At 61.7% G+C, this 26,092-nt stretch carries 28 protein-coding genes; 12 read left to right on the top strand and 16 right to left on the bottom strand.

Translation table 11 applies throughout. From position 1 onward, the window contains the following. Positions 1 to 18: 18 nt before the first annotated feature. On the bottom strand, positions 19 to 981 hold the full coding sequence (locus tag B3C1_RS09945) for a hypothetical protein (protein ID WP_008484587.1): 963 nt from the start codon (positions 979 to 981) through the stop codon (positions 19 to 21). Positions 982 to 1,096: 115 nt separating this feature from the next. Here B3C1_RS09945 and yfaE point away from each other — a divergent pair, with 115 nt between their 5' ends. From yfaE to B3C1_RS09925, 4 genes are read left to right on the top strand one after another with little or no spacing between them, the layout of a single operon-like run. Continuing rightward, on the top strand, positions 1,097 to 1,378 hold the full coding sequence (yfaE, locus tag B3C1_RS09940) for a class I ribonucleotide reductase maintenance protein YfaE (RefSeq protein WP_008484586.1): 282 nt from the start codon (positions 1,097 to 1,099) through the stop codon (positions 1,376 to 1,378). Between the two features lie 3 nt (positions 1,379 to 1,381). Next, on the top strand, positions 1,382 to 1,792 hold the full coding sequence (locus B3C1_RS09935; protein ID WP_008484585.1) for a DUF350 domain-containing protein: 411 nt from the start codon (positions 1,382 to 1,384) through the stop codon (positions 1,790 to 1,792). A gap of 12 nt (positions 1,793 to 1,804) precedes the next feature. Continuing rightward, complete coding sequence (locus B3C1_RS09930) at positions 1,805 to 2,338, top strand: DUF1190 domain-containing protein (protein WP_008484584.1); 534 nt, start codon at positions 1,805 to 1,807, stop codon at positions 2,336 to 2,338. After that, a complete protein-coding gene (locus tag B3C1_RS09925) occupies positions 2,338 to 3,486 on the top strand; it encodes a glutathionylspermidine synthase family protein (RefSeq protein ID WP_008484583.1) in 1,149 nt (382 codons plus the stop codon). Before B3C1_RS09930 ends, B3C1_RS09925 begins: the two co-directional genes overlap by 1 nt. 48 nt (positions 3,487 to 3,534) lie before the next feature. Here the strand turns inward: B3C1_RS09925 and B3C1_RS09920 are convergent, their stop codons facing one another. The 3 genes from B3C1_RS09920 to B3C1_RS09910 form a co-directional block, all read right to left on the bottom strand. Then, positions 3,535 to 3,975 carry an excinuclease ABC subunit A gene (locus tag B3C1_RS09920; protein WP_008484582.1) on the bottom strand — a complete coding sequence of 147 codons (441 nt, stop codon included), beginning with the start codon at positions 3,973 to 3,975 and terminating at the stop codon, positions 3,535 to 3,537. A 144-nt stretch (positions 3,976 to 4,119) separates the two neighbouring features. After that, complete coding sequence (ppa, locus tag B3C1_RS09915) at positions 4,120 to 4,650, bottom strand: inorganic diphosphatase (RefSeq protein WP_008484580.1); 531 nt, start codon at positions 4,648 to 4,650, stop codon at positions 4,120 to 4,122. Between the two features lie 62 nt (positions 4,651 to 4,712). Beyond that, a complete protein-coding gene (locus B3C1_RS09910; protein ID WP_008484579.1) occupies positions 4,713 to 5,687 on the bottom strand; it encodes a class 1 fructose-bisphosphatase in 975 nt (324 codons plus the stop codon). 142 nt (positions 5,688 to 5,829) lie between these two features. Here B3C1_RS09910 and mpl point away from each other — a divergent pair, with 142 nt between their 5' ends. From mpl to B3C1_RS09890, 4 genes are all read left to right on the top strand, one after another. Further along, positions 5,830 to 7,182, top strand: a complete 1,353-nt coding sequence (mpl, locus tag B3C1_RS09905; RefSeq protein ID WP_008484578.1) for a UDP-N-acetylmuramate:L-alanyl-gamma-D-glutamyl-meso-diaminopimelate ligase — start codon at positions 5,830 to 5,832, stop codon at positions 7,180 to 7,182. Continuing rightward, complete coding sequence (locus tag B3C1_RS09900; RefSeq protein ID WP_008484577.1) at positions 7,175 to 7,789, top strand: flavin prenyltransferase UbiX; 615 nt, start codon at positions 7,175 to 7,177, stop codon at positions 7,787 to 7,789. The genes mpl and B3C1_RS09900 overlap by 8 nt, the downstream gene beginning before the upstream one ends. A 44-nt stretch (positions 7,790 to 7,833) precedes the next feature. Continuing rightward, complete coding sequence (hpt, locus tag B3C1_RS09895; RefSeq protein ID WP_008484576.1) at positions 7,834 to 8,364, top strand: hypoxanthine phosphoribosyltransferase; 531 nt, start codon at positions 7,834 to 7,836, stop codon at positions 8,362 to 8,364. 155 nt (positions 8,365 to 8,519) lie between these two features. Beyond that, the gene (locus B3C1_RS09890; RefSeq protein WP_008484575.1) at positions 8,520 to 9,239 is read left to right on the top strand and encodes an alpha/beta fold hydrolase; all 720 of its coding nucleotides are present in this window, start codon (positions 8,520 to 8,522) and stop codon (positions 9,237 to 9,239) included. A gap of 13 nt (positions 9,240 to 9,252) precedes the next feature. Here B3C1_RS09890 and can read toward each other — a convergent pair whose 3' ends face one another. Continuing rightward, on the bottom strand, positions 9,253 to 9,900 hold the full coding sequence (can, locus tag B3C1_RS09885) for a carbonate dehydratase (RefSeq protein WP_008484574.1): 648 nt from the start codon (positions 9,898 to 9,900) through the stop codon (positions 9,253 to 9,255). A gap of 114 nt (positions 9,901 to 10,014) precedes the next feature. After that, the gene (locus tag B3C1_RS09880; RefSeq protein ID WP_008484573.1) at positions 10,015 to 10,281 is read right to left on the bottom strand and encodes an RNA recognition motif domain-containing protein; all 267 of its coding nucleotides are present in this window, start codon (positions 10,279 to 10,281) and stop codon (positions 10,015 to 10,017) included. 386 nt (positions 10,282 to 10,667) lie between these two features. Here B3C1_RS09880 and B3C1_RS09875 point away from each other — a divergent pair, with 386 nt between their 5' ends. After that, the gene (locus tag B3C1_RS09875; RefSeq protein WP_156804520.1) at positions 10,668 to 13,469 is read left to right on the top strand and encodes an EAL domain-containing protein; all 2,802 of its coding nucleotides are present in this window, start codon (positions 10,668 to 10,670) and stop codon (positions 13,467 to 13,469) included. Here the strand turns inward: B3C1_RS09875 and B3C1_RS09870 are convergent. The 3 genes from B3C1_RS09870 to B3C1_RS09860 are packed head-to-tail and all read right to left on the bottom strand — an operon-like array spanning position 13,414 to position 18,083. Continuing rightward, positions 13,414 to 16,527 (bottom strand): efflux RND transporter permease subunit, encoded by a 3,114-nt coding sequence (locus B3C1_RS09870; RefSeq protein ID WP_008484569.1) that lies wholly within the window; start codon positions 16,525 to 16,527, stop codon positions 13,414 to 13,416. The genes B3C1_RS09875 and B3C1_RS09870 overlap by 56 nt on opposite strands. A 10-nt stretch (positions 16,528 to 16,537) precedes the next feature. Next, positions 16,538 to 17,776 (bottom strand): heavy metal-binding domain-containing protein, encoded by a 1,239-nt coding sequence (locus B3C1_RS09865; RefSeq protein ID WP_008484568.1) that lies wholly within the window; start codon positions 17,774 to 17,776, stop codon positions 16,538 to 16,540. A gap of 49 nt (positions 17,777 to 17,825) precedes the next feature. Then, entirely contained in the window at positions 17,826 to 18,083 is a 258-nt protein-coding gene (locus B3C1_RS09860) for a hypothetical protein (RefSeq protein ID WP_156804519.1), read from the bottom strand. A gap of 133 nt (positions 18,084 to 18,216) precedes the next feature. Between B3C1_RS09860 and B3C1_RS09855 the strand changes: the two genes are divergently transcribed. From B3C1_RS09855 to trmB, 3 genes are read left to right on the top strand one after another with little or no spacing between them, the layout of a single operon-like run. Next, positions 18,217 to 19,155, top strand: a complete 939-nt coding sequence (locus B3C1_RS09855; protein WP_008484566.1) for an ABC transporter ATP-binding protein — start codon at positions 18,217 to 18,219, stop codon at positions 19,153 to 19,155. Then, positions 19,152 to 19,922, top strand: a complete 771-nt coding sequence (locus B3C1_RS09850; RefSeq protein ID WP_008484565.1) for an ABC transporter permease — start codon at positions 19,152 to 19,154, stop codon at positions 19,920 to 19,922. Before B3C1_RS09855 ends, B3C1_RS09850 begins: the two co-directional genes overlap by 4 nt. Continuing rightward, complete coding sequence (gene trmB / locus B3C1_RS09845; RefSeq protein ID WP_008484563.1) at positions 19,922 to 20,575, top strand: tRNA (guanine(46)-N(7))-methyltransferase TrmB; 654 nt, start codon at positions 19,922 to 19,924, stop codon at positions 20,573 to 20,575. The genes B3C1_RS09850 and trmB overlap by 1 nt, the downstream gene beginning before the upstream one ends. 44 nt (positions 20,576 to 20,619) lie before the next feature. Here the strand turns inward: trmB and panD are convergent, their stop codons facing one another. The 7 genes from panD to dksA all read right to left on the bottom strand — a co-directional run bounded on the left by panD (position 20,620) and on the right by dksA (position 26,020). Continuing rightward, positions 20,620 to 21,000, bottom strand: a complete 381-nt coding sequence (gene panD / locus B3C1_RS09840) for an aspartate 1-decarboxylase (protein WP_008484561.1) — start codon at positions 20,998 to 21,000, stop codon at positions 20,620 to 20,622. A 97-nt stretch (positions 21,001 to 21,097) separates the two neighbouring features. Further along, positions 21,098 to 21,952: a pantoate--beta-alanine ligase gene (panC, locus tag B3C1_RS09835; protein WP_008484560.1), complete on the bottom strand. Its 855-nt coding sequence runs from the start codon at positions 21,950 to 21,952 to the stop codon at positions 21,098 to 21,100. Positions 21,953 to 21,964: 12 nt separating this feature from the next. Then, complete coding sequence (panB, locus tag B3C1_RS09830) at positions 21,965 to 22,786, bottom strand: 3-methyl-2-oxobutanoate hydroxymethyltransferase (RefSeq protein WP_008484559.1); 822 nt, start codon at positions 22,784 to 22,786, stop codon at positions 21,965 to 21,967. Between the two features lie 56 nt (positions 22,787 to 22,842). After that, on the bottom strand, positions 22,843 to 23,325 hold the full coding sequence (gene folK, locus B3C1_RS09825; protein ID WP_008484558.1) for a 2-amino-4-hydroxy-6-hydroxymethyldihydropteridine diphosphokinase: 483 nt from the start codon (positions 23,323 to 23,325) through the stop codon (positions 22,843 to 22,845). Continuing rightward, the gene (gene pcnB / locus B3C1_RS09820; RefSeq protein ID WP_192813367.1) at positions 23,322 to 24,671 is read right to left on the bottom strand and encodes a polynucleotide adenylyltransferase PcnB; all 1,350 of its coding nucleotides are present in this window, start codon (positions 24,669 to 24,671) and stop codon (positions 23,322 to 23,324) included. The genes folK and pcnB overlap by 4 nt, the downstream gene beginning before the upstream one ends. A gap of 42 nt (positions 24,672 to 24,713) precedes the next feature. Then, positions 24,714 to 25,571: a tRNA glutamyl-Q(34) synthetase GluQRS gene (gene gluQRS, locus B3C1_RS09815; protein ID WP_008484556.1), complete on the bottom strand. Its 858-nt coding sequence runs from the start codon at positions 25,569 to 25,571 to the stop codon at positions 24,714 to 24,716. Further along, positions 25,571 to 26,020, bottom strand: coding sequence for an RNA polymerase-binding protein DksA (dksA, locus tag B3C1_RS09810; protein WP_008484553.1), 450 nt, complete (start codon positions 26,018 to 26,020; stop codon positions 25,571 to 25,573). Before dksA ends, gluQRS begins: the two co-directional genes overlap by 1 nt. Positions 26,021 to 26,092 lie beyond the last annotated feature (72 nt).

Raw genomic sequence — 26,092 nt, 5'->3', positions numbered from 1 at the left:
GGGAAACCACGCCTTTTTTTAATCCTGGGCCAGTTCGCCCCAGTCAAAAGACTCACCCTGAGCGGTGGACACCAGGTTGCGCCCCTCCCTTTTGCCCAAACGCTGCCAGTGGCGGCCGGGAGCGGCCGGGAAGCGGCTGTCTTCGTTCATGTCGGGCAGGGCCGGGGCGTCCAGGTCATAGAGCATCATTTCGATGACCTCGCTCATGCCCTGGTTGGCCTGGGCGATCAGCCAATCTTGCTGGCCGAGCAGGAAGTCGGCGTATTGGCGGCTGATGTCGGCCTGGTCCTGGCGGCTGTCCACGGCTTTGAGTTCCCGTTCCTTTTCCTTGACCAGTTGCAGGCGGTTGTAGCCATCTGTGGTCCGGTCCAGCAGGGCATAGTATTTTTGCTCTATTGCCTGGCGCTCGGCAGCCAACTCGCTGGCGTTGCGGTTCAAGCGCGGTTCGAAGGCCAAGGCCGGCGACTGGTAATAGAAGCTGTTGCGATAAAGCAGTTGCTGCCTTTCTTCCTTGCCGTAGAGGTTTTTGCGGGGCGGGGCATAGTATTCGGCCAGGAGGCTGACCTGCAGGTGGCGCCGGTCGCTGCTCAGGCTGTAGCTGGGAATGACCTTGAGCACGTTGCGGCCATCAACGCCCCTTATGGCAAAGAGGTTGTCCAGCTCGCCGCTGTTGTCCACTTCGATGATACGGTTGTTGTGCAGCTGTTCGTGGTCCCAGAAGGCCTTGCGCAGCTTGTGCTTGAAGCTGGTCTGGAACATGAAACGCTGCAGTTCGGCCTGCACCGGCCCCAGGGTCTGGATAGCCTCGCTCTGGCTGATGTCGGCGTCAAAGCGGGCCCCCAGCAGGATGGCGCCTTGGTCCTGGATGATGACACTGTTGTCCAGGGTGGCATTATGTTCCGGGGCCAAGGCCTGGCGCTTGGTGGACTGGCAGCCCAGCAGCAACAAGCAGGTAAGCAAGCAGAGTATTTTGTTTTTCATTTGGTTTTCTTTTTTAGAACAACTTTTATGCGACGGGATTGTAAGGATGCAGACTGTCCATCGCAAGGCGGCTTTGCGGTATAGTCAGGGGCCTGCTTCCCCTCAAGATGGCTTTATGGCGGACGATACCAAGCGTGCCCTCGTAGTGAAGGACCACATCATACCGGTGGCACCGGATCTGCCGATCCTCGATCAGCTGTTGCTCAAGGGTATTCCGGTAGAGTATCAATGCCGGGCCGGCTTTTGTGGCGCCTGTCGGATGCGCCTCAAAAGCGGGGAAGTGCGTTACCTCGAGACCCCTATCGCCTACATCAACGAAGGGGAAGTGCTGACCTGTTGCACTGTGCCGGTCAGCCGCATCGTGGAGCTGGAAGCCGACTACCTCAAGAAGGATTGACCCATGGAAAACCTGCCTCTCTTTGTGCAATCGCTGGCGGCCTTTGGCGGTTATTTTGCCCTGGCCATCGGCATGTTGCTGATCTTCACCCTGGTTTACACCTGGGTCACTCCTCATGACGAATTTGCCCTGATCCGCCAGAACAACCTGGCGGCCAGCTTGGCCTTCGGCGGCGCTTTGCTGGGCTTTGCCCTGCCCATGGCCAGCGCCGTGGCCAACTCCCTGTCCTGGGTGGACGGGGCCAGCTGGGGCCTGGTGGCCCTGGTGGTACAAACCCTGACTTTCAAGGTGCTGCAGCTGTTGCTGCGGGACCTGTCTTTGCGTATCAGCCAGGGAGAACTGGCTGCGGGCGTCTTTACCGGCCTGGCCTCGGTTGCCGTTGGCCTGCTCAATGCCGCCTGTATGACTTACTGATAGGAGAACGCCATGAAACGCAGTAAAAAAGTGGCCCTGACCCTGATGGCCCCCATTTCGGTGCTTTACATTGCCGGTTGTTCCGAACCGCCGGTGGACGCCGAGGTCTTCAAAAGTGTCGACCAGTGCGCCGGTTACTATGACCGCAGCAACTGCGAGAGCACCTTTAGTGAAGCGGAAAAGAACCACGAACAGACGGCTCCCCGCTATACCAGCCTGCAGGCCTGTGAAGCCGACTTCGGCTCCGGCCAGTGCAGCACCCCGGACCAGCAATACCACGGCGGTGGCGGCGGCTTCTTCATGCCGGCCATGATGGGCTTTATGGCCGGGCAGATGCTCAACGGCAGCCGCCAGGTGCCGCCCCAGCCCCTGTACCGTTCCAAGGATGACCCCAACACCTACCGTACCGCCCAGAACGTGCCGGTATCCCGCACCGAAGGGCCGGTCAAGGTCAACCCGTCCAACGTCAAAGTGGCACCGGCCGGTGTGGTCAGTCGCGGTGGTTTCGGTGCCCAGGCGGCACACCGCTCGAGCTATGGTGGCTGATGGAAAGGGTCAGCATCGAAGAGCGCCCCTGGTGGCGCAAGCAAGCCGAAGATCTGGGTTTTCAGTTTCACACCATAGAGGGTGAGAAGTACTGGGACGAGTCTGCCTATTACCGCTTCAGCCTCAAGCAGGTGGAAAACGACATAGAGGATGTCACCCAGGAGATCCATGAGCTGGCCATGGGCCTGGTGGACGAGGTGGTAGCCAGCGAAGAAAAGCTCAGCCAGCTCTGTATCCCCGAGGCCCATTGGGACCTGGTCAAAGACAGCTGGCGGCGACAGCAGCCTCACCTCTATGGCCGTATGGATTTTTCCTACGACGGTAAGGGCCCGGCCAAGCTGCTGGAGTTCAACTACGACACTCCCACCTCCTTGTACGAGTCGGGGTTCTTCCAGTGGCTCTGGCTGGAAGATGCCATCAAGCACGACATGGTCCCGGCCCACAGCGACCAGTTCAACGGCATCCAAGAGCAGCTGGAAGCCCGCTTTGCGGCCCTGCGCCTGCCCAGCCCTCTGCACTTTGCCAGCGTCTGGCACAGCGACGAGGACCTGGGTACGGTGCGCTACCTGCAGGACGTGGCCGCCCAGGCAGGCCTGGATACCCGCTATGTACCCATGGAGCAGATCGGCCTGATGGGGGAGCAGTTCGTGGACCGGGACGATGCACCGATCTCGGCCATCTTCAAGCTCTACCCCTGGGAGTTCATGCTCGAAGAGGCCTTTGCCGACCACATCGCTGCCAGCCAGACCCTGTGGCTGGAGCCGCCCTGGAAGCTGATTTTGGCCAACAAGGGCATATTGCCGCTGCTGTGGCAGGCCCATAAAGGCCACCCCAACCTGCTGGAAGCCCATTTCGATGACGGCTCCAGCCTGGGGGCCGGCTGGGTGCGCAAACCGGTGTTTTCCCGGGAAGGGGCCAATGTGGAGCTGGCCTTGCCCGACGGCCGCCTGGTGAAGGCCGAAGGCCCCTACGACGATGGCCGTTTCGTGCGCCAGGCCCTGGCACCTTTACCCAACTTTGCCGGCAACCATACCCTGGTAGGCAGTTGGGTGGTGGGAGATACCGCCTGCGGCATGGGCATCCGCGAGGACAACAGCCTGATCACCAAGGACAGCGCCCGCTTCCTACCCCATATCATCGTCGATTAAAAAAGCGGGCCTGGGCCCGCTTTTTTATGGCTGGTGCAAAACACCGCTTTATTTCTTGATGACCGCCAGGTCTCCGACCAGGGCCACCCCGGCGATAATGGCGCCGGCGCCGCATTTGAAGGTGCTGTCGCTGCTGGTGAGGTTGTTGCGGTAGTTGGAGCGGATATTGATCACCGCGTTGGCGCCGTTGGCCTCGGCCTGGTTTTTCAAGGCCTTCATGGCAGACAGGAACACCCATTGGCAGGCTTCCTTGTCGCTCTTGGCAAAGGCGTTGGTCTTCTGGTTGGTGCGGCTCTCACCCAGGGTCTTTTCGACTTTGCCGTGGGCCTGCTTGCCGAAGAAAAACTGGATGTTGTCGCCCAGCACTTCCTTAGCCTTGGGGTGGGCCAAGGCTTCGGATACCTGGTAGTCGGCTATGGTGTCGCGGGCCAGCACAGGGGCGCTCAGCAGGGTCAGCACCAGGCCACCCAGCAAGGTTTTCTTGAACATGAAATCTTCCTTGTTTGTTGTTATATGAGGACTTTCCCCCTAGGGGGTACCACTTTAGTGAAGAGCGCCTTTGCGAGTAAAGCCCGTTCAGCGCCAGCCATAAAAAACCCGCCATCAGGCGGGTTTTTTGCGAGGGGCTCAGGCTTATTTTTGCTGGGCGCGCTCGAAGGAAGTGACGATCTCGGCCTTGGCGGCAGCGGCGTCACCCCAGCCTTCCACTTTCACCCATTTGCCGGGCTCGAGCTCTTTGTAGCGCTCGAAGAAGTGGGTGATCTGGTTTTTCAGCAGCTCGGGCAGATCGGTGACGTCTTTGACGTCGTCATAGATCTTGGTGAGCTTGGAAACCGGTACCGCAACCACTTTGGCGTCTTCACCGGACTCGTCGGTCATCTTCAGCACGCCGACGGGGCGGCAGCGGATCACGGAACCGGGGATCAGCGGGTAGGGGGTGGGTACCAGCACGTCTACCGGGTCGCCGTCCAGGCTCAGGGTGTGGTTCACGTAGCCGTAGTTGCAGGGGTAGAACATGGGGGTGGACATGAAGCGGTCAACGAAAATGGCGCCGCTGTCCTTGTCTACTTCGTACTTGATGGGGCTGGCGTTGGCCGGGATCTCGATGATGACGTTGATCTCGTCCGGGATGTTTTTGCCAGCAGGGACCTGGTTCAGGCTCATAGTGTTGTCCTTTGACTCGCTCTTGATTCAGCCGCCTATTATAGCGGCATGACGCTGACTGACTAGCGCTGGTGGCGATAGTATTGCTCGACCATGTCCACCTCGTTGGCGGCGCCCAGTACCACGGCCACCCGCTGGTGGATCTGCTCAGGCTGGATGTCGAGGATGCGTTCGGTGCCGGTGCTGGCGGCGCCGCCGGCCTGCTCAATCAGCAGGGCCATGGGGTTGGCTTCGTACATCAGGCGCAGCTTGCCGGCTTTTTCCGGAGCGCGGCGGTCCCAGGGGTAGGTAAAGAGGCCGCCCCGGCACAGGATACGGTGCACGTCGGCCACCATGGCGGCTACCCAACGCATGTTGAAGTTCTTGCCTCGGGGGCCCTCGGCGCCTTTGAGCAGGTCGTCGATGTAGTCCTGCATGGGCTTGGCCCAGTGCCGTTGGTTGGACATGTTGATGGCAAATTCCTGGGTGTCGGCCGGGACCTGGACCTGGGGTTCGGTCATCAGGTACTCGCCTATGGTCTGGTCCAGGGTGTACATGCGCACCCCTTGGCCCGTGGTCAGTACCATCAGGGTGGCAGGGCCATAGATCACATAGCCGGCGGCAACCTGTTCACGGCCGGGGCGCAGGAAGCTGGACTCGTCGATCACCAGGCTGTCGTCGGCCCGGTAGACGGAAAAGATGGTGCCGACCATGGCGTTGATGTCGATGTTGGAAGAGCCGTCCAGGGGGTCGAAGGACACCAGGAAGTCGCCGTCCTTATTACCGATGACGATGTCGTCTTCCTCTTCGGAGGCCAGGGCCTTGACCAGGCCGCTTTGCAGCAGCAGATCCTTGAGCAGGGTATTGGCAATGACGTCCAGTTTCTTCTGCACTTCCCCTTGGACGTTCTCGTCCTGGGTGGAACCCAGCACACCGGCCAGGGCGCCCTGGTGCAGGCGGAAGTTGATCTCTTTACAGGCGGTCCCCAGGACGTTGACCAGGTGGATCAGTTCTTTGTCGACGCCGTCCTGGCGAAGGACGCTTACCAAACGTTGCATGGACAGTTTCTCGGCTGCTAGAAGTGAAGCGCCGCCATGATAAACGATTTCGCCATGGCCTCACAGGGCCGCTGGTTCAGCTTCCCCCCCAGGCCGGTGCTGTTACACTAGGCGCCAGTGTCCTCTTATTTTGAAGAACAGCATGCACATACACATCCTGGGGATCTGTGGCACCTTTATGGGCGGCCTGGCGCAACTGGCCAGGGAGCTGGGCCACCAGGTCACCGGCGCCGATCTCAACGTCTATCCCCCCATGAGCACCCAACTGGAAGCGGCCGGCATTCGCCTGACCGAGGGCTATGACCCGGCCCAGCTGGACCCGGCCCCGGATCTGGTGGTGATCGGCAACGCCATGAGCCGGGGCAACCCCTGTGTGGAAGCGGTGCTGGATAAGGGCATTCCCTATATGTCCGGCCCCCAGTGGCTGTTCGAAGCGGTACTAAAGGACCGCTGGGTGCTGGCGGTAAGCGGCACCCACGGCAAGACCACCACCACCTCCATGCTGGCCTGGATCCTCGAAGATGCCGGCCTTAGCCCGGGCTTCCTGGTGGGGGGCGTGCCGGCCAACTTCGGCCATTCCGCGCGCCTGGGCCAGGCCCCCTTCTTCGTGGTGGAAGCGGACGAGTACGACACCGCCTTTTTCGACAAGCGCTCCAAGTTTGTCCACTACCGGCCCCGCACCCTTATCATCAACAACCTGGAATTCGACCACGCCGACATCTTTGCCGACCTGGCGGCGATCCAGCGCCAGTTCAACCACCTGCTGCGGATGGTGCCAAGCCAAGGCCTGGTGATCACCCCGGCTGCCGACCAGAACGTGGCAGACACCCTGGATCAGGGCTGCTGGACCCCGGTGTTGCGCCTTGGCCAGGATCTCAAGGCCGAGCTTATCAAGGGCGATGGCAGCCAGTTCACCGTGATCAGCGGCGATGACAGGGCCGAGGTGCACTGGAACCTGGTGGGCATGCACAACGTCAGCAATGCCTTGGCGGCCCTGGCGGCGGCCCGCCATGCCGGGGTGCCCCTGAAGGTGGCGGCCGAGGGGCTGAGCCGCTTTCAGAACGTGGCCCGGCGCCTGGAATTCAAAGGGGAAGTCAAAGGGGTGAGCGTCTTTGACGACTTTGCCCACCACCCCACCGCCATCGCCACCACTGTCGACGGCCTGCGCCGCAAGGTGGGGGGCCAGCGCATCCTGGCGGTACTGGAGCCCCGCTCCAACACCATGAAGGCCGGGGTTCATGCCGACCAGCTCAACGACGCGGTCAAAGGGGCCGACAAGGTGTTCTGGTTCGAACCCCACGGCCTCAAATGGTCCATCAAGGATCTGTGCCACGAATCCTTGGTGCCGGCCACCTACAGCGACAGCGTCGAGGCCCTGGTGGCCATGCTGGCGGCCGAGGCCAGGGCAGGGGACCATATCCTGGTGATGAGCAACGGCGGTTTCGGTGGCATCCACCAGAAGCTGCTGGACGCCTTGGAGGTCCGCCGTGACTGACAAGGCCCTGACCCTGGCACTGACCGGCGCCTCAGGCGCCCCTTATGCCCTGCGGCTGATGGAGTGCGTGCTGGCCGCCGGCTGGCAGCTGCACCTGTTGGTGTCGTCGGCGGCCAAGGTAGTGCTGGCCACCGAGACCACTCTCAAGATCCCCGCCAAGCCCGACGCCGCCGAGGCCTTCTTGACCGAACACTTCCAGGCCAAGCCTGGCCAGCTCAGGGTCTATGGCAAGGAAGACTGGTTCTCGCCGGTGGCCTCCGGCTCGGCGGCCCCCAAACTGATGGTGGTCTGCCCCTGCTCCACCGGCACCCTGTCGGCCATCGCCCAGGGGGCGTCCGACAACCTGTTGGAAAGGGCTGCCGACGTGGTGATCAAGGAACAGGGCAAGCTTATCCTGGTGCCAAGGGAAAGCCCCTTGTCGGCCATCCACCTGGAGAACATGCTCAAATTGGCGCGGTTGGGGGTCACCATCATGCCGGCGGCCCCCGGCTTTTATCATGAACCCAAATCCATCAATGACTTGGTGGACTTCATGGTGGCCAGGATCCTCGACCACCTGGGCCTGGAGCAAGGGCTGGTGCCCCGTTGGGGCTATGGAAACCACTGAGATTGGCGTATCCTTGCCGCCCTCGAATGCCTTGGGAGAGAAAGATGAAACACCGGGTCGATGTCCTCATCAGTGAAGCGGATGTCAAAGCCAGGGTCGCCGCCCTGGCCAAGGAAATAGAGCAAAGCTATGGCGAAGGGGAAGAAGTGCTGCTGGTAGGGCTGCTGCGCGGCTCAGTGGTCTTCCTGTCGGATCTGGCTCGCGCCCTGAATATGAGCGCCGAGTTCGACTTCATGACGGTCTCCAGCTATGGCAGTTCCATGCATTCGAGCCGTGATGTGAAGATCATCAAGGACCTGGACGAGGACATCCAGGGCCGTAACCTGCTGATCGTCGAAGACATCATCGACACCGGCAACACCCTGTCCAAGGTGGTACAGGTGCTCAACACCCGCGACCCCAAGAGCATCAAGCTGTGCACCCTGCTGGACAAGCCGTCCCGCCGCGAAGTAGAGGTGCCGGTGGACTTTATCGGCTTTACCATCCCCGACGAGTTCGTGGTGGGCTACGGCATCGACTGGGCCCAGAAGTACCGCAATCTGCCCCATGTGGGCATAGTGGTGCCCCTGGAATAAGCCAAAAAGGAGCCGCGAGGCTCCTTTTTTGATGGGCACTTGGTCTATGGGTAAAGGCCTATCTGCCGTTACCGAAATCGTCACCGCGCTGACGCCAATGGTTAATTTTTATTCTTTAGTCTGTCATGCGAACCCATCACGGAAGAGGACATCGCATGAAACCGACATTGATCTTTTTGCCCGGCCTGTTTGCCGGCGGTTGGATCTGGGACCAGGTGGCCGAGGCCTGCCGCGCCCAGGGGTACCAGACCAAGGTTATGGAAGAGGCCATTCCCCAGATGTTGGGTGGCAGCCTGGACGAGGCCCACGAGGCCCTTGACCAACTGGTGGCCAGGGAAACGGCCGTGGTACTGGTGGGCAATTCCATGGGTGGCCTTATCGCCATGGATTACGGGCGCCGTAAGCCGGCCAAGGTGTCGGCCCTGGTGCTCAGTGGTAGCCCTGGCCTGGCGGAAATGGATGCGGGAGTTACCCTGATGGATCTGCGCCGGGGTTGTACCCAGGCAGCCAGCAGCCTGGCCGAGCGGGTGTTCTACGATCCCAGCCTGGTTCCAGACCGAGGTGTGGAGGACATCCGGACCGTGTTTTCACAGCCCCGCTCCTTCAAGAACATAGTGCAGTGGCTGACCTTGAGCCGTCAGTACGATGCCGGCAGTACCCTTGGCGCCGTCCCTTGTCCTGTGCAGCTGGTATGGGGCGACCATGACAGGATCACTCCCGGCCAACCCTGGCAACATTTGGCAAAGGGCCATTCGCACCTGGACTACCAGGAAGTGGCATGCTGTGGTCATAGCCCCATGCTGGAGAAGCCGGGGGCATTTTTGGCGGCCATGGCGCCAGCCTTGGAGCTGAGCCATTTGTCGGCCGCCATTTAAGGCCTGGGTGGCCTTACTCGGTGAAGTAGCTGCTCAGCACCTTGTCACGGGCCGGGACTATGTCGTCCTGGCCATTGACGGTCAGGCCCAGTTCCTGCAACTCGCCGTCAGCCACACCGTAGATCCAGCCGTGTACGGAAAGCTTTTGGCCTTCGGACCAGGCTTTCTGTACCGCTGGTGAGCGGCTGACTCGGCATACCGCTTCCAACACGTTCAGTTCGCAAAGGCGGTTGGCCTGGTCGTTGAAGGACAGGCCTTCCAGCAGAGAGCCGTGGCGCTCGGCCACTTCCTTGAGGTCCAGCAGCCATTGGCCCAGGCTGCCTTCGGCGCCGCCTTGCAGGGCCGCCATCACGCCGCCGCAGCCATAGTGGCCACAGACGATGATGTGGCGCACCTTCAGGGCACCGACGGCGAAGTCAATCACCGACTGGCAGTTCACGTCCGTGGTTAGCACCTGGTTGGCCACGTTGCGGTGCACGAACAGTTCCCCCGGCAGCAGGCCGGTCAGTTGTTCGGCGGGCACCCGCGAATCGGCACAACCGATCCACAGCAAATGGGGATTCTGACGCTCAGCCAAGCGTTCGAAGAAGGCTGGGTCGTTCTGGCGTATCTGGGTCGCCCACTCGCGGTTGTTGGCGAGCAGGGTTTTTGGATCTTTCATCAGGCAGGCGTCTCGGCAGAACAGTTGGGCCAGTGTACCTAGACTGGCGCAAGGAACAAAGCCGAGCAGTGCCCAAGGATAAAGCCTGGCCCCTTGGAGGCCAGGCTTGAGGTGTTAGCGGCGGGGGCGGCTTTGCTGCTCGCGGGGGCGCGCTTCGTTGACCACCAGGGGGCGGCCTTCGAAATCCTGGCCGTTCAGGGCTTTAATGGCGTTTTCGCCAGTTGCCTTGTCAGCCATTTCAACGAAACCAAAACCACGGGAGCGGCCGGTTTCCTTGTCTTTCACTATATGGGCACGTTGTACATCACCGTATTGGCCGAACAATTGGGCCAGGGCATCCGCTTCCACGCGGAAAGACAGGTTGGATACGAACAGATTCATCAACAAATCTCACAAAGTCGCGCTATGAGGTGTCAACCATCAGGCCAGGCCTATAGCGCGCCAACGCCGGTGCCCGATGAACGCCGCCATGGCCCAGGGGCCCGCGAAGTCCCGCCTAATATAGCTCAATTTTTACCCGCTCCAAATCAATATTTAGGGCTCCAAAAAGAAGGGGATGGGGCCGCAATTAACTGATGAATAAGTGGCTTTTTTTGGTCCAGGCCGTGCTGCGCCGGCCCTGGCGGCCCAGGCCTTGTCAGCAACTGCTATGCTTGGGTCTTGGGTAGCTGTCTTGCCCTCATCCCCATGTTTGGCAAAGGGAATTGATTGCGACTTGATGAGCCCCCTTCTCAAAAGACAGCCACTTGCCCGTGGAGGGCACTGCCATGATTAGGCCCGCGCCCTGGCAGTCGGTTCGGCTTCGCCTGTTGGTATGGATGGTCGTCTCCCTGGTGGTGGCGGCCCTGCTGGCGGTGTGGGCAGAGAATCAGGCAGACATGCGTGCCCTGCAGCACCAAGCTCAGGACAGGGCCAGGTTGGTAGCGTCCCTGGTCAACCACCACCTGGAAGAAGATGACCGTCTGAGTACGGAAAACCAGGCTCTCAGGCAATTGGCCGGGCAGCATGAAATAAGCCAAGCAATGCTGGTTCAGGACGGGCAGATAGCCAACAGCACCCTGGGCACCCTGCAAGGGCGCCCGGTCAGTGCCTTGCAGGGAACGCTCTGGTTGCCCAATCCCCCCCTTGATCTGCACAGCCCCGGTGCCTTCTTCGGCAAAGACCAGGCCCTTTTTGTTCAGCCCCTGGCCCAAGACGGCAAGACGCTGCTGCTGTGGGTGGATACCCTGCCCCCCATGCCTGCCCGCCTGGCCAACCTGGGCCGGCTGGCGCTCATGGCCTTGGTGACGGCGCTGCTGGCGGGGGGCTTTTTCTATTGGGTTTTGAACCGGGCCCTGGTCAAACCCATTGAGCATATCTCCCTGGTGCTGCGCCAGCACATGCGCGGCGAGCGCAGCGCCCGGGTTGGGCCTACCGACAAAAGCGAGCTGGGTCAGTTGGGGGGCTGGCTGGACCTGGTGTTGGACGACGAAGAGCGGGCCCTTCGCAGCCTGCAGGAAAGCCATGAAAAGCTCGAGGAGCAGACTGCGTTGTTCCAGCGGGTCTTTAAGATCATGCCGGATCTGGTGTCCATCACCCGCCTGGACGACGGTGTGCTGGTCAACGTCAATGAAAACTGGGTCAAGCGCATCGGCTGGAGCAAGGAAGAGGTCTTGGGGCGCACCACCCTGGAGCTGGGGGTGTGGTCCAATCCCAGTGATCGTCAGCAGCTGGTCGGCCAGGTGAAGGACAATCTGCTGCGCAATGTGCGGCTCTGCTTTCAAGACAGATGGGGGGAGACGGTAGAAGCCGAGGCTTCCGGTTGCGTTTTTGAAGAGAACGACGTGCCCTACCTGTTGCTGTCTTTTCGCGATATCGGCGAGCGGCTGCGTAAGGAAAAGGACCTGCGCCTGCTGGCCCAGGTGGTGGAAGTGAGCCTGGACGGGGTGATGATCACCGACGCCAGCCAGCATATCCTCACCGTCAACTCCGCCTTCACCACCATCACCGGCTTTGCCCCTGAGGATGTCATAGGCCAGACCCCCAAGGTGCTGAGCTCAGGCTACCAAGACGCCAGCTTCTACAAGACCATGTGGCAGCAGATCGCTGCCCAGGGCTTCTGGAAAGGGGAGATCTGGAACAAGCGTAAGTCTGGCGAGGTGTACCCCCAGTGGCTGTCCATCAGGGCCATGGAAGACGACTATGGCCAGGTACAGCACTATGTGGCGGTGTTCTCCGACATCAGCGAGCACAAGGCGGCCGAGGCCCGCATTGCCTTCTTGGCCTACCACGACCCCTTGACCGGCCTGCCCAACAGGACGCTGCTGGTGGACAGGGCCGAACAGGCCCTTATTCAGGCCAAGCGTGGCGGGGACCGGCTGGCCATCATCTATCTGGATCTGGACCGCTTCAAGTCGGTAAACGACAGCCTGGGCCACGACATCGGCGATACCCTGCTCAAGGAAGTGGTAAAACGCATCAAGCCCCTGTGCCGGGAAGGGGACACCCTGTCACGCCAGGGCGGCGACGAATTCTTGCTGCTGATCCCCAAACTGGTGGCGGCTAACCAGGTGGAGCTCATTGTCGAGCGGATCCTGGCGGCCATGAGCGAGCCTTTTGTGATTGGCGGCCACCGGCTTTGGATAAGCACCTCCATCGGTGTGTCCCTGTACCCGGAGGACGGCGACAACGTGGCCCAACTGCTGCGCCAGGCCGACACCGCCCTCTACCATGCCAAGGACAGTGGCCGCAGTACCTACAGCTTCTTCAACAAGGACATGGACCGGGACCTGAACGAGCGCCTGCAGCTCGAATCGGCTCTCAAAGATGCTATCGGTACCCCGCAATTGACCCTGCACTACCAGCCCCAGTTCGATGTGGCCAGCGGCGATATCGTCGGGGTCGAGGCCTTGATGCGCTGGCACAGCCCGGTGCTGGGGGACGTGTCCCCTTCCAAGTTCATCCCTCTGGCCGAAGACACCGGCCTTATCATGCCCTTGGGGGCCTGGTGCCTGGAGGAGGCCTGCCGGCAACTGGCCCAATGGCGTAAGGCCGGCTTCCAGGGGCTGATGGCGGTCAATATCTCGGTACGCCAACTGGTGCGGCCGGACTTTTTCGATCTCCTGGAGTCGGTGCTGGCGGGTACCGACATTCCGGCCCACCGCCTGGAACTGGAGCTGACCGAAAGCCTGATGATGGACAATGTCGACGCCAGCCTGGAAGTGGTGCGCCGCCTCAAGGCCCTGCAGCTGACCCTGTCTATCGACGACTTCGGTACCGGTTATTCCAGCCTGAGTTACCTCAAGCAATTCTCGGTGGACAGCCTGAAGATTGACCAGAGCTTTATTCGCGGCCTGAGTGACGCCCAGCAGAGCCGGCCTCTGGTCAGGGCCATAGTGCAGATGGCCCACAGCCTGGAGCTGCGGGTCATCGCCGAAGGGGTGGAAACCTCTGAGCAGCTGGCCATATTGCGCCAGGAAGGGGTGGATGTGGCCCAGGGCTATTTCCTTGGCCGGCCTGAGCCGGCCAAGGTGATCAGCGGCTTGCTCGCTGAGCAAGCCATGTCATTGCCGGCAGCACAAAAAGGCTGAGCAGGGGCGCCGTGATCATGCCGCCCAGCATGGGGGCAGCGATACGGGTCATCACTTCTGAGCCGGTGCCTTGGGTCAGCAAGATGGGCACCAGGCTGGCCAATATGGTTACCACCGTCATGGCTTTGGGCCTGATCCGCTGCACGGCGCCGCTCATGATCGCCCGGCGCTGGGCGGTCAAATCGGCCCCGGCGGGCAGGGCCTTAAGGGCGTTATTGATATAGAGCAGCATCACCACTCCAAACTCCGCCGCCACCCCCGCCAGGGCTATCATGCCCACCGCTACCGCCACCGACAGGTTGTAATCGAGCCAGTAGAGCATCCAGATGGACCCGGACAGGGCCATGGGCAGGGACAGCAGCACCCACAGGCTCTGGTCCAGGCGGCCGAAGGTCATGTATAGCAGCACCAGGATCACCCCCAGCACCACGGGGGTGACCTCGGTCAGCTTGGTCTTGGCCCTTTCCAGGTACTCGTACTGGCCAGCAAAGCTCAGGCTGTAGCGGGGCGGAAGGGTGATGGTGGCCAATTGCCCCCGGGCCAGTTGGATATAGTCGCCAACGCTGGTGCCCTTGATGTCCACGAACACCCAACCGGTCAGGCGGCCGTTCTCGCTTTTAAGCATGGGCGGCCCGGCTACCACCTGGATGTCCGCTACTTCCCCCAGGGTGACCTTGCGGCCGTCCCTGCCCACCAGGGGCAAGCCGGCCAGGCGGCTGACGTGGTCACGCCAAGCCCTGGGATAGCGCAGGGTCAGCTGGTAGCGCTCGTCCCCTTCCACCACCTGGTCCAGCTGGGCGCCGCCGATGCCGTATTTGACCACCTGGGCGATGTCGTCCTGGGTCAGGCCGTAACGAGCCGCCACTGCCAGCTTGGGGGTGATGTCGATATAGCGGCCGGCGGCGGGGCGTTCGGCAAACACCGAGCGGGTCTGAGGCAGCTTGCCGAGGGCTGCTTCCACCTGGGTGCCTATGGCCTGCAGCTGGGCCTGGTCTGGGCCCGCTATCTTGATGCCCACCGGGGTCTTGATACCGGTGGACAGCATGTCGATGCGGGTCTTGATGGGTTGGACCCAGGCGTTGGTGAGCCCCGGCACCTTTACCCGCTGGTCCAGCTCCTCAATCAGCTGGTCCAGGGTCAGGCCGGGACGCCACTGATCCTTGGGCTTGAGGGTGATGGTGGTCTCGAGCATGGTCAAGGGAGCCGGATCGGTAGCGGTTTCGGCGCGGCCGGCCTTGCCGAACACCCGCTGCACCTCGGGCACCGTTTTTATTAATCGGTCGGTCTGTTGCAGCAGCTGCTGGGCCTTGCCCACCGAGATCCCCGGCAGGGTGGTGGGCATGTATAAAAGGTCCCCCTCGGCCATGTCCGGCATGAACTCGGAACCCAGATGCTGCCAGGGATACCAGGCCGACAGGGTAACCAGCAGCGCCGCTACCAGAGTCAGCTTGGGCCACTTGAGTACCAGGTTCAGCAGCGGCTGGTAGAGGGCAATCAGCAGCCGGGACAGGGGGTTGGCGCTTTCCGGGCGCAGCTTGCCACGGATGAAATAGCCCATCAGCACCGGCACCAGGGTCACCGACAGCAGGGCCGCCGCCGCCATGGCGAAGGTCTTGGTCAAGGCCAGGGGGCCGAACAGGCGGCCTTCCTGGGCTTCCAGGCTGAACACCGGCACGAAGGACAGGGTGATGATCAGCAGCGAGAAGAACAGGGCCGGCCCCACTTCGGTGGCGGCCTGGCTGATAAGGCGCCAGTGGTCCTTGGCGGTGGCCGCCTGGCCATGTTCATGCTGCCAGGCTTCCAGGTGCTTGTGGGCGTTTTCCACCATGACGATGGCCCCGTCCACCAGGGCGCCGATGGCAATGGCGATGCCCCCCAGGCTCATGATGTTGGCCGTCACCCCCAATAGCTGCATGCCGATAAAGGACAGCAGTATGGCCAGGGGCAGGGAGATCACCGCCACCAGGGTGGAGCGGGCATGGAGCAGGAACAGCAGGCAGACCAGGGCCACCGCCAGCATTTCTTCCAGCAGCTTGTGCTTGAGGTTGTCCACGGCGCTGTTGATGAGGTTGGATCTGTCGTAGGTGGTGACGATCTCCACCCCCTGTGGCAGCCCCTGCTTTAGCTCGTCCAGCTTGGTCTTGACCGCTGCGATGGTGGCCAGGGCGTTCTCCCCGGAGCGCATCAGGATGATACCGCCCACCACTTCCCCCTGGCCGTCCAGTTCGGCAATGCCCCGGCGCATCACCGGGCCAAGGCGCACCCGCGCCACATCCCCCAGGGTCAGGGCGATGCCGGAGCTGGAGCGCAAGTCCAAGGGCAGGGCCCGCAGCTCTTCCAGGCTGCGCTTGTAGCCGTGCATCCGCACCATGTATTCGGCTTCGGCCATTTCGATAACGGCGCCGCCCACGTCCCTGTTGGCCCTTACTATGGCCTGCTCCAGGTCGCTAAGGCGCAGCCCAAGGCCGGCCAGGCGCACCGGATCGGCCACCACCTGGTAGCTCTTTTCCAGGCCGCCGACGGTGGCCACTTCCGACACCCCGGGCAGGCCCTGGAGTTCGAGCTTGAGGAACCAGTCCTGCAGGGTCTTGAGTTGGGCCAAGTCATGCTGGCCGGTTTTGTCCACCAGGGCGTATTCATAAACCCAGCCCACCCCCGAGGCGTCGGGGCCTATGGCCGGCTCTACCCCGGCCGGCAGCTGAGCCTTGGCCTGGTTGAGGTATTCCAGTACCCGCGAGCGGGCCCAGTACGGGTCGGTCTTGTCGTCAAACAGGACATAGACGTAGGAGTCGCCGAAGAAGGAAAAGCCCCGCACCGTGCGGGCTCCCGGCACCGACATCAGCGCCGTGGAAAGGGGGTAGGTGATCTGTTCTTCCACCAACTGCGGCGCCTGGCCCGGGTAGCGGGTTTTAACGATCACCTGAACGTCGGACAGGTCCGGTATGGCGTCGAGGGGGGTGGCCTTCATGGCCTGCCAGCCAAAGAAGGCGGCCAGCAAGGCCAGCACCAACACCATGGCCCTATGGCGCAGGCAGCCGAGGATAAGCTTGGTCAACATGGCCTGCTCCTCAGTGCATGTGCTGGTGGCCTTCGGGCCCCAGGCGGTAGATGGCGGACTTGAGGCTGGCTTCGGCGTCGATGAGGAACTGCCCGGAGATCACCACTTCTTCCCCTTCCTTGAGGCCGTCCAGTATCGCCACCTGGCCGTGGCTTATCTTGTCGTAGTGGACGCTGCGCACCGAAAAGTCCTCGCCGTTGCGGACGATCACCTTGTTGTCGTTGCCGGTGAGGATCAGTGCCTCTTCGGGGATCAGCAGCCGGTTGCGTTCGGGGCCGCCGTAGATGGCCATGTCCACCAGCATGTTTGGCTTGAGGGTGATGCCGGGGTTGGGCAGCACAAAACGGGCCTTGAGGGCGCGGCTGGCGCCGTCCAGTTCCGGGTAGAGGTAATCGAGCTTGCCTTCCAACTGGGTGATGCCAAGGGCCGGCACCTTGATGTCGGCACTGATACCAGGGCTGACCCAGCTGTGCTGATCGGTAAAGACATCGGCCAGCACCCAGACGCTGGACAGGTCCACCACTGCCAGCATTTCCTGTTCGGGTTTGACGTACATGCCGTCCCGCACTGTCAGTTGGCTGACGGTGCCGTCGGCCTCGGCGTAATAGGGCACCCTGTAGAAGCTCTCCCGGCGCTTTTCTATCTGGTTGATGGTGCTGTCGGCCAGCCCCAGCAGCTTGAGGCGGGTACGGGCCTTGGCCAGCAGCCGCTTGCCGCGCTCGTCGGGGCGCTGGCCGTAGCTTTGCACCACCTGTAAGAAGTCGTCCTGGGCCGCCACCAGTTCCGGGGAGTAGAGCCGGTAGAGCAGCTGGCCCTTCTTGACCGGCTCCCCTTCTACCTTGACCCCCAGTTCCTCCACCCAGCCGGAGGCACGGGGGTGGATATGGCGGACCTTGGTCTGGTCATAGGTTACTTCCCCGGCCGTTTCGATGTAGCGCCACAGGGTGCCGCGCTCCACCTTGGCCACGCGGATGGCAAGGTTTTGCTGCATCTGGCTGGGAATGGCGACACTGGCTCCTTGGTCCTCGTCCAGGGACAGGGGCTCCAAGGTCATGCCGCAGATGGGGCAGGTGCCGGGTTCGTTACGCACCACATGGGGGTGCATGGGGCAGACGTATTTGGTGGCCTGGGGCTGCTCGGCCGCAGGCAAGGGGCTGGCGGGCATGGCCTGGTGCAGCAGGTGGTCGGCCGCCGATTGGGCATGGCCAAGGGCTGGCAGCAGCGCCAGCAACAGGTAAAAACGGGACATGACAAAGTCCTCTGCAATCAAAGAAGAAAAAGGTGAAAAGGGCAGAGGATCAGCAGCTGGGAGGTCGTAGGGGCGGCTCGGGGGCCTGGATCAGCGGTTTTTTTACGGCTTGGACCAAAGGTTCCTGGGCCAGGGCCGGGCGGGCCTGGGGCCAAAGGCTGGTCAGGGGCAGCTGGTGCTGGCAAGCCATGTCGCAATGGCAATCGTCGGGCATGGTCTGGCAACAGTCATGATGAGCCTGCCCGGCTTCCACGTGGAAACTGGGAAGGACCAGCAGCAATGTAAACGCCAGCAATAGCCATTTCATGACCGCCAGTATAGGGAGGCCCTGCAGCCCTGGCTAGAAAAATTAGGCAGTTAGCCTTTGATGAAACACAGGGTCCGGGCCGACCCCGAAGGGCATAAGGGGGTATAATGACCCGGTCCAATCGGGAGGAAACATGTCAGCAAGCCCCATAGCCCTCGATATCCGTGCACTCAAGAAAACCTACAAAGGCGGTACCCAGGCCCTCAAGGGCATCGATCTCAAGGTCAGCCAGGGAGATTTTTTCGCCCTGCTGGGCCCCAACGGCGCCGGTAAGTCCACCACCATCGGCATTCTGTCGTCCCTGGTCAACAAAAGCGAAGGCCAGGTCAGCATCTTCGGCCATGACCTCGACATCGACCCGGTGTCGGCCAAGAGCGCCCTGGGCCTGGTGCCCCAAGAGTTCAACTTCAACCAGTTTGAAACCGTGTTGCAGGTGGTGGTGAACCAGGCCGGCTATTACGGCGTGCCCCGGGCCAAAGCCCTGGTCAAGGCCGAGCAGCTGCTCAAGGAGCTGGATCTGTGGGGCAAGAAGGACGCCCGTACCCGGGAGCTGTCCGGGGGCATGAAGCGCCGGCTGATGATAGCCAGGGCCCTGGTTCATGAGCCACGGCTGCTTATCCTCGACGAGCCCACCGCCGGGGTCGATATCGAGATTCGCCGCTCCATGTGGCGTTACCTGCGCCAGCTCAACGAAGAAGGGCTGACCATCATCCTCACCACCCACTACCTCGAAGAAGCCGAGATGCTGTGCCGCAACATCGCCATCATCGACCACGGCCGCATCATCGAGAACACCACCATGAAAGGGCTGCTGGGTAAGCTCAACACCGAGACCTTTATCCTCGACCTGGCCCCCGGTGCCAAGGCCCCGGTACTGGACGGCTTCGACGCCCGCATGCTGGATGACCACAGCCTGGAAGTGCAGGTGGCCAAAAGCGCCGGCCTCAACCCGCTTTTTGCCCAGCTCAGCGCCCAAGGGGTGGAAGTGCTCAGCATGCGCAACAAGGCCAACCGCCTGGAAGAACTTTTTGTCACCCTGGTCGAGAGCGGCCGTAATGGAGGTCAGGCATGAACAGCCGTAACCGTATCGCCCTGAATTCCATCGTCTACAAGGAAATCAACCGCTTCATGCGGATCTGGGTGCAGACCCTTGTGCCGCCGGCCATCACCATGACCCTGTACTTCGTCATCTTCGGCAGCCTGATTGGCAGCCGGGTAGGGCAGATGGGGGGCTTTGACTACATGGAGTTCATCGTGCCCGGCCTTATCATGATGTCGGTGATCACCAACTCCTACTCCAACGTGGCCTCCAGCTTCTTCTCGGCCAAGTTCCAGCGCTTTATCGAAGAGATGCTGGTCGCCCCCATCCCCAACAGCATCATCATCCTCGGCTTCGTGGCCGGCGGCATGGCCAGGGGCCTGCTGGTGGGCATCATCGTGACCCTGGTGTCGCTGTTCTTTGCCGACATCCAGATCCAGCACCCGCTGGTTGTGGTGGCCACTGTGCTGCTCACCTCCCTGCTGTTCAGCCTGGGGGGGCTGCTCAATGCCATCTTTGCCAAGAGCTTCGATGACATCTCCATAGTGCCCACCTTCGTGTTGACCCCCCTCACCTACCTTGGCGGCGTGTTCTACTCCATCAGCCTGCTGCCGGGCTTCTGGCAGGCCCTGAGCCACTTCAACCCCATCCTCTACATGGTCAATGCCTTCCGTTACGGCTTTCTCGGCACCGCCGACATCGCCCTGTGGCAGGCCTTCTCTGTGCTAGGGGTAATGATAGTGGCCATGTATAGCCTGGCCTTTTACCTCATCAAGAACGGCGTCGGACTGCGCCACTGATGGCGGCCAGCAGCGTCACCAGCAACCAGCAAGGGCTGCACCGGCGGCTGCACCAAGAGGTGCGCCGCCATCTTACCAGCCCCTACCAAAAGCCCTACGCCCAGCACAGCCTCGATGCCTTTGAGCGCCTTAAGGCTTGGCTGGCTGGGGACCACAGGCCCTTGGTGCTGGACAGCTGCTGTGGCGTTGGCGAAAGCACGGCGGCCCTGGCCGCCGTGCATTCCGGCGCCAGGGTGCTGGGGGTGGATAAATCGGCCCATCGCCTGGATAAACACGTCCATTATACCGGTGACAGCGACAACTACCTGGTGCTGAGGGCCGATCTTCAGGATCTGTGGCGGCTGATGGCCGATGCCGGCATCCGCCTTAGCCACCATTACCTCTTGTACCCCAACCCCTGGCCCAAGGCGGCGCACCTGACCCGCCGCTGGTACGCGGGGCCCTGCCTGCCGGCCCTGCTGGCTTTAGGTGGCCAGCTTGAAGTGCGTTCCAACTGGGAACTCTATCTTGAGGAATTTGCCGAGGCCCTGGCCCTTGCCGGCATTGCCAGCAGCCAGGGGGCGGTGACGGCTGACCCCATTACCCCCTTCGAGCGAAAATACCTGCAGGCAGGGCAAAGTTGCCGTTGGCTCAGGGCCAATCTCAAGGCATAAAAAAACGCCGGCTGAGCCGGCGTTTTCTTTGGTATCGGATTGCCTTAGGCAACCTGTACCGGAATGTCCTTGCTGGTGCGCACCACGTTGTTCTGGGCGTCCAGGTAGACCAGGCTGGGCTTGTGCTTGAGGGCTTCTTCGGCGTCCAGGCGCACATAGGCGCAGATGATGACGCGATCACCCTGCTTGGCCTTATGAGCCGCAGCACCGTTGACGGAGATCACTTTGGAGCCACGCTCGCCGCTGATGGCGTAGGTGGTGAAGCGCTCACCGTTATCGATGTTGTAGATCTGGATCTCTTCGTATTCCAGAATGCCGGCAGCGTCCAGGAAGTCCTGGTCAATTGCACAGGAACCTTCGTATTCCAAAACAGAGTGGGTAACTCGTGCCTGGTGCAGCTTGCCTTGCAGCATTACTCTTTGCATGGCTTTAAAACCCTTTGTTTCTTCGCGACCTTGTCGGAAAACGCGGTGATCTTACCACGCCGCCGGGGAAAAGTCGGCGCAATATAAACCAAATCTGTTATGCCTGCAAATCCACCAGCAGGTTGTCGATAAGCCGCGCTTTACCGAGGTAGGCGGCGGCCAATATCACCAGTTCCTGGTCCTCTCCGGTGGCTGTTGCCAGGGACTGGGCATTAAGGAGATAGAGGTAATCGGGAGTAAAGCCCGCCTCGCTGAGCTTGGCCTTAGCCTCGTCCACCAGGGCCTCAAAATCCCGGCGCCCGCCCTTGAGGGCATCGGCCATTGCGGTGAGGGCTGCGTACAGGGCTGGAGCCTTGGCACGTTCTTCACCGGTCAGGTAGCCGTTACGGGAGCTCAGGGCCAGGCCGTCTTCGGCCCGCACCGTGGGCACGCCCTGGATGTCGACGGGCATGGCCAGGTCGTCCACCATGCGGCGGATAACGGCCAGCTGCTGGTAGTCCTTCATTCCAAAGCAGGCCAGGTCCGGCTGTACCAGGTTCAACAGCTTGCACACCACAGTCGCCACGCCACGGAAATGACCGGGGCGGGTCTGGCCGCAGTAGAGCTCGGAGATGCCGGGCACTTCCACCTTGGTGTGGTCGTCCATGCCGTTGGGGTAGAGCACCTCGACACTGGGCATGAACAGCAGGTCTACCCCTTCGTCAAAGAGGGCGGCGCTGTCTTCTTCCGGAGTGCGGGGATAGGCCCCCAAGTCTTCGCCGGCCCCAAACTGCAGGGGATTGACGAAGATGGAGACCACCACCCGGTCGGCCTGGTGTTTGGCTTCACGAACCAGGGTCAGGTGACCCTCGTGCAGGTTACCCATAGTGGGAACCAGGGCCACCCTTTCACCTTTCTGGCGCCAGGCTTTGACCTGGGCGCGCAAGTCCTTCACGGAATGCACTGTGCGCATTCGACGGTTACCTCAATCAAACGAATGCTCGGCCGCAGGGAAACGCCCTTCGGCCACGTCGGATACGAAGCGGCTGACGGCGCTTTGCATGTCAGCGGCTTCAATCAGGAAATTCTTGGAAAACTTGGGTATGTGGCCGGCGCTGATGCCGAACATGTCGTGCATCACCAGCACCTGGCCGTCGGTGTCGGGGCCGGCACCGATGCCGATAACCGGAATGCTCAGGGCCTCGGTGACGGCCTTGGCCACCTTCTGGCTGACGCATTCGATGACCAGCAACTGGGCACCAGCCGCTTCCACGGCCTTGGCTTCACGGAGGATCCGCTCGGCGTCTTCCTGGGACTTGCCCTGGACCTTGTAGCCGCCCATGACATGCACGGACTGGGGCATCAGACCGATATGGGCACAGACCGGCACCGAGCGCTCCACCAGGGTACGGATGGTGTCGCAGACCCATTCGCCCCCTTCGAGCTTGACCATCTGGGCACCGGCGCGCATCAGCACGGCGGCATTTTCGCAAGCCTGCTCGGGGGTGGCGTAACTCATGAAAGGCAGGTCGGCCACCACCAGGGCGCTGGCGGTAGCGACGCGCACGCAGCGGGTGTGATAGGCGATATCCTGGACGGTCACGCCCAGGGTATCGTCCAGGCCCTGTACTACGTTGCCCAGGGAGTCCCCGATCAGCAGTACATGGACGCCTTGATCGTCGAAAAGCTTGGCAAAACTGGCGTCGTAGGCGGTAAGGCTGGAGAATTTCTGACCCTGCTGCTTCATCTTGTTCAGGGTCGACACACTGATGCGTTTACGCAGTGCGGCTTCGTTGACTTTGCTCATGGCAAGACCTTCCGAGCGAAATTAGGGCGATTACTCTAACTCAAGGGGCGGCCGTCTCAAAGGGGGGCGGCGACCCGGGCCAGAGTCTGCGCCCTGGGTGCCAGGGCTGCCAAGGGCTGTCTATCTGGTAGTACCAGTTCGGGGGTCAGTTCCAGCAGCGGCACTATCACAAATTCCCGCTCTTTCAGGCCGGGATGGGGCACCTGCAGGCGCGGGTGCTCTATGGGCTCCTGGCCGTACAGCAGCAGGTCCAGATCCAGGGTGCGTTCCCCCCAGCGGCGCAACCTGACCCGTCCTTGGCGCTGCTCTATGCCTTGCAGGGCGTCCAGCAGTGCCAGGGGCGCTAGATGGGTGTCCAGCAGCGCCACGGCGTTGACGTAGTCGGGTTGGTCCTGGGGACCCATGGGCTTGGAGGCGTAGAAACTGGAACTGCCCAGCAGGCGGCTGCCGGGCAGGGCCGCCAGGGCATGGAGGGCATGCCACAACTGGCGGGCAGGGCTGGCAAGGTTACTTCCCAGCCCTATGTAGGCCTGGGTCATTCCTGGGCCTGGGGCTTACGGGGGCGGCGTTTGCGGGGCTTGCGCCGCTTGGGGCCCTTGGCTTCAAAGAGGCTGGACACCAGCTGGCGGCGGCCCGGCTCCCCTTGTTCCTGATACTCCTGCCACCACTGGGCCAGGGCCTTGATCTCCTTGCCTTCCACTTCGCCACGCATTTCCAGGAAATCAAAGGCGGCACGGAAGCGCGGGTGTTCGAACAGGCGCTCGGCACGGCGACCGGCCCGCTTGTCCAGGCGGGTTTGCAGGGTCCAGATCTCGCGGATGGTGGTTGTAAAACGGCGCGGAATGGCGATGCGACGGCACTGGTCGTCCAGCACCTCGTTCATGGCGATCTGGTAGGCGTCGTTGGTGGGCAGGCCGGATTCGAGCAGGATGTCCTGGGCACGCATGTCCAGCAGTGGCCAGAGGAAGGCGGCGAACAGGTAGGCTGGGGTGCTCTTCTGATCGGTCCTGACCCTGTGGTCGGTGTTTTCCAGGGCCATCTCGATAAAGCGCCTGGCTTTGGGATCGTCAAGGAAAGGCACCAGACTCGGGAACAGACGCTGGAACAGGCCGTAGTCGCAGAGCATGCGGAAGTTGTCCAGGCCGTGGCCGGCCATAAACAGCTTGAGGCACTCTTCGAACAGGCGGGCTGCGGGAATATCGTCCAGCAGCGGCGCCAGCTCGCGGATCGGCTTGGCGGTGTCCGGGGCTATGCTCATGTCCAGCTTGGTGGCAAAGCGCACCGCCCTTAGCATCCGCACCGGGTCTTCGCGGTAGCGGGTCGCCGGATCGCCAATCAGCTCGATACGACGTTGCTTGAGGGCCCTTAGGCCACCGGCGAAGTCGAGGATGCTGTAGTCGGCAATGTTGTAGTAAAGGGCGTTGATGGTGAAGTCGCGGCGCAGGGCGTCTTCTTCCACCGAATCGGAATAAGCGTTGTCCCGCAGCAGCATGCCCTCGTCGGAGCGGGCCGCATCGGGGTTGTCGGTGAGGCTGCCCCTGAAGGTGGCCACTTCAATGATCTCGCGGCCAAACAGGATATGGGCCAGGCGGAACCGGCGGCCAACCAGGCGGCAGTTACGGAACAATTTACGGATATCGTCGGGCCGGGCGTTGGTGACGATATCGAAATCTTTGGGGTGCAGGCCCAGCAGCAGATCGCGCACGCCACCACCCACCAGGTAGGCTTCATAGCCGGCCTTGTTGAGGCGGTAGAGCACCTTGAGGGCGTTGTCGCTGATGTCCTTGCGGCTGATCGAATGTTCGTCCCTGGGGATCAGGGTGCTGTCTTGGGCTTCTTTACCGCCAACTACGCGGCGGCAAAAATCAATGACTCGGGAAATAATGGCGTTCACCTGAGCGTTGAAGCTGTTCTGTCAAGGCGCAAATCATACCCGAGCTTGCCCCGGTTGAGAATCATCCAGGTAAGGCCATTGGGCTATAGCGGCTTGCAGTAGCTCTTCTTTGTTGTCGGTATCCGGCGTTGCCAGGCCCAGGTAACCCAGGGCTTGGCGCAAGGCCGGTAGTGGATTGGCATCGTCTATGGGGGCGGCATGATTCTGCTTGGAAAGCTTCTGGCCGTCTTGCCCCAATACCAGGGGCAGGTGCAGATAACGGCAGGCCGGGGCACCAAGGGCCCGATACAGCTGTAACTGCCAGACGGTGGCCTCAATAAGGTCACTGCCCCTGACGATATGGGTCATGCCTTGGTCGATATCGTCGCTGACCACCGCCAATTGGTAGGCATAAAGGCCGTCCTTGCGGTGGATAATAAAGTCTTCCGCTGCCAGGGCAGGGGGGACGGTCAGAGTGCCTTGGCGGCGATCGAAAAAGGCCTCCAGAGGGGCCTCGTTCAAGAACCGCAGGGCGGCCGGACTGGCCTTGTCCGGCGGGCAACAATGCTGGCGCTGGTGCAGCCCCTGGGCCTTGAGCTGCTTGCGGGTGCAGGCGCAGCGGTACAGCAGGCCCTGGCTCTCCAGGTGTGCCAACAGGGCGTCATAGTCGCCGTGATGCTGGCTTTGGTAGCGCACCTTGTCGTCCCAATGCAGGCCAAAGGCTTCCAGGGTACGGAGGATGGCGTCGCTGGCGCCTGGCATTTCACGGGGAGGGTCTATGTCTTCGATGCGGACCAGCCAGCGGCCTTGGTTGGCGCGGGCGTCCAAAAAAGAACCTAGGGCCGCCACCAGGGAACCCAGGTGTAGCGGCCCAGAAGGACTGGGGGCAAAACGCCCCACATAACCGGCCATCAGCCAGCCATTTGCTTCTCGCGGATCTCCGCCAGGGTTTTGCAGTCGATGCAAAGCTCGGCAGTAGGACGGGCTTCGAGGCGGCGGATGCCGATCTCAACGCCACAGGACTCGCAGAAGCCGTAGTCACCGTCTTCGATGATCTGCAGGGTTTTTTCAATCTTCTTGATGAGTTTGCGCTCGCGGTCGCGGGTGCGCAGCTCCAGACTGAACTCCTCCTCCTGGGAGGCCCTGTCCGCCGGGTCGGCGAAGTTGGCTGCTTCATCCTTCATGTGGGTCACGGTGCGATCCACTTCTTCCCTGAGCTGGCGACGCCATGCTTCGAGGATCTTGCGAAAATGCGCAAGCTGACCCTCGCTCATGTACTCTTCGCCTGGCTTCTCTTGATAAGGCCCCACGCCGGCAATCGCCAGTACCCCCAGGGAGCTTGTCTTTTTGATTTCAGCCATGCTGACTCTCCTAATCACCAGGATGATGTGAGCCTTCAGCTCGTTTAAGGCGGCTATCTATAGCAGATAGTC

Origin of the sequence: Gallaecimonas xiamenensis 3-C-1 (genome assembly GCF_000299915.1) — a bacterium.
Classification (GTDB): domain Bacteria; phylum Pseudomonadota; class Gammaproteobacteria; order Enterobacterales; family Gallaecimonadaceae; genus Gallaecimonas; species Gallaecimonas xiamenensis.
This window is presented reverse-complemented; position numbering and strand designations above follow the sequence as displayed.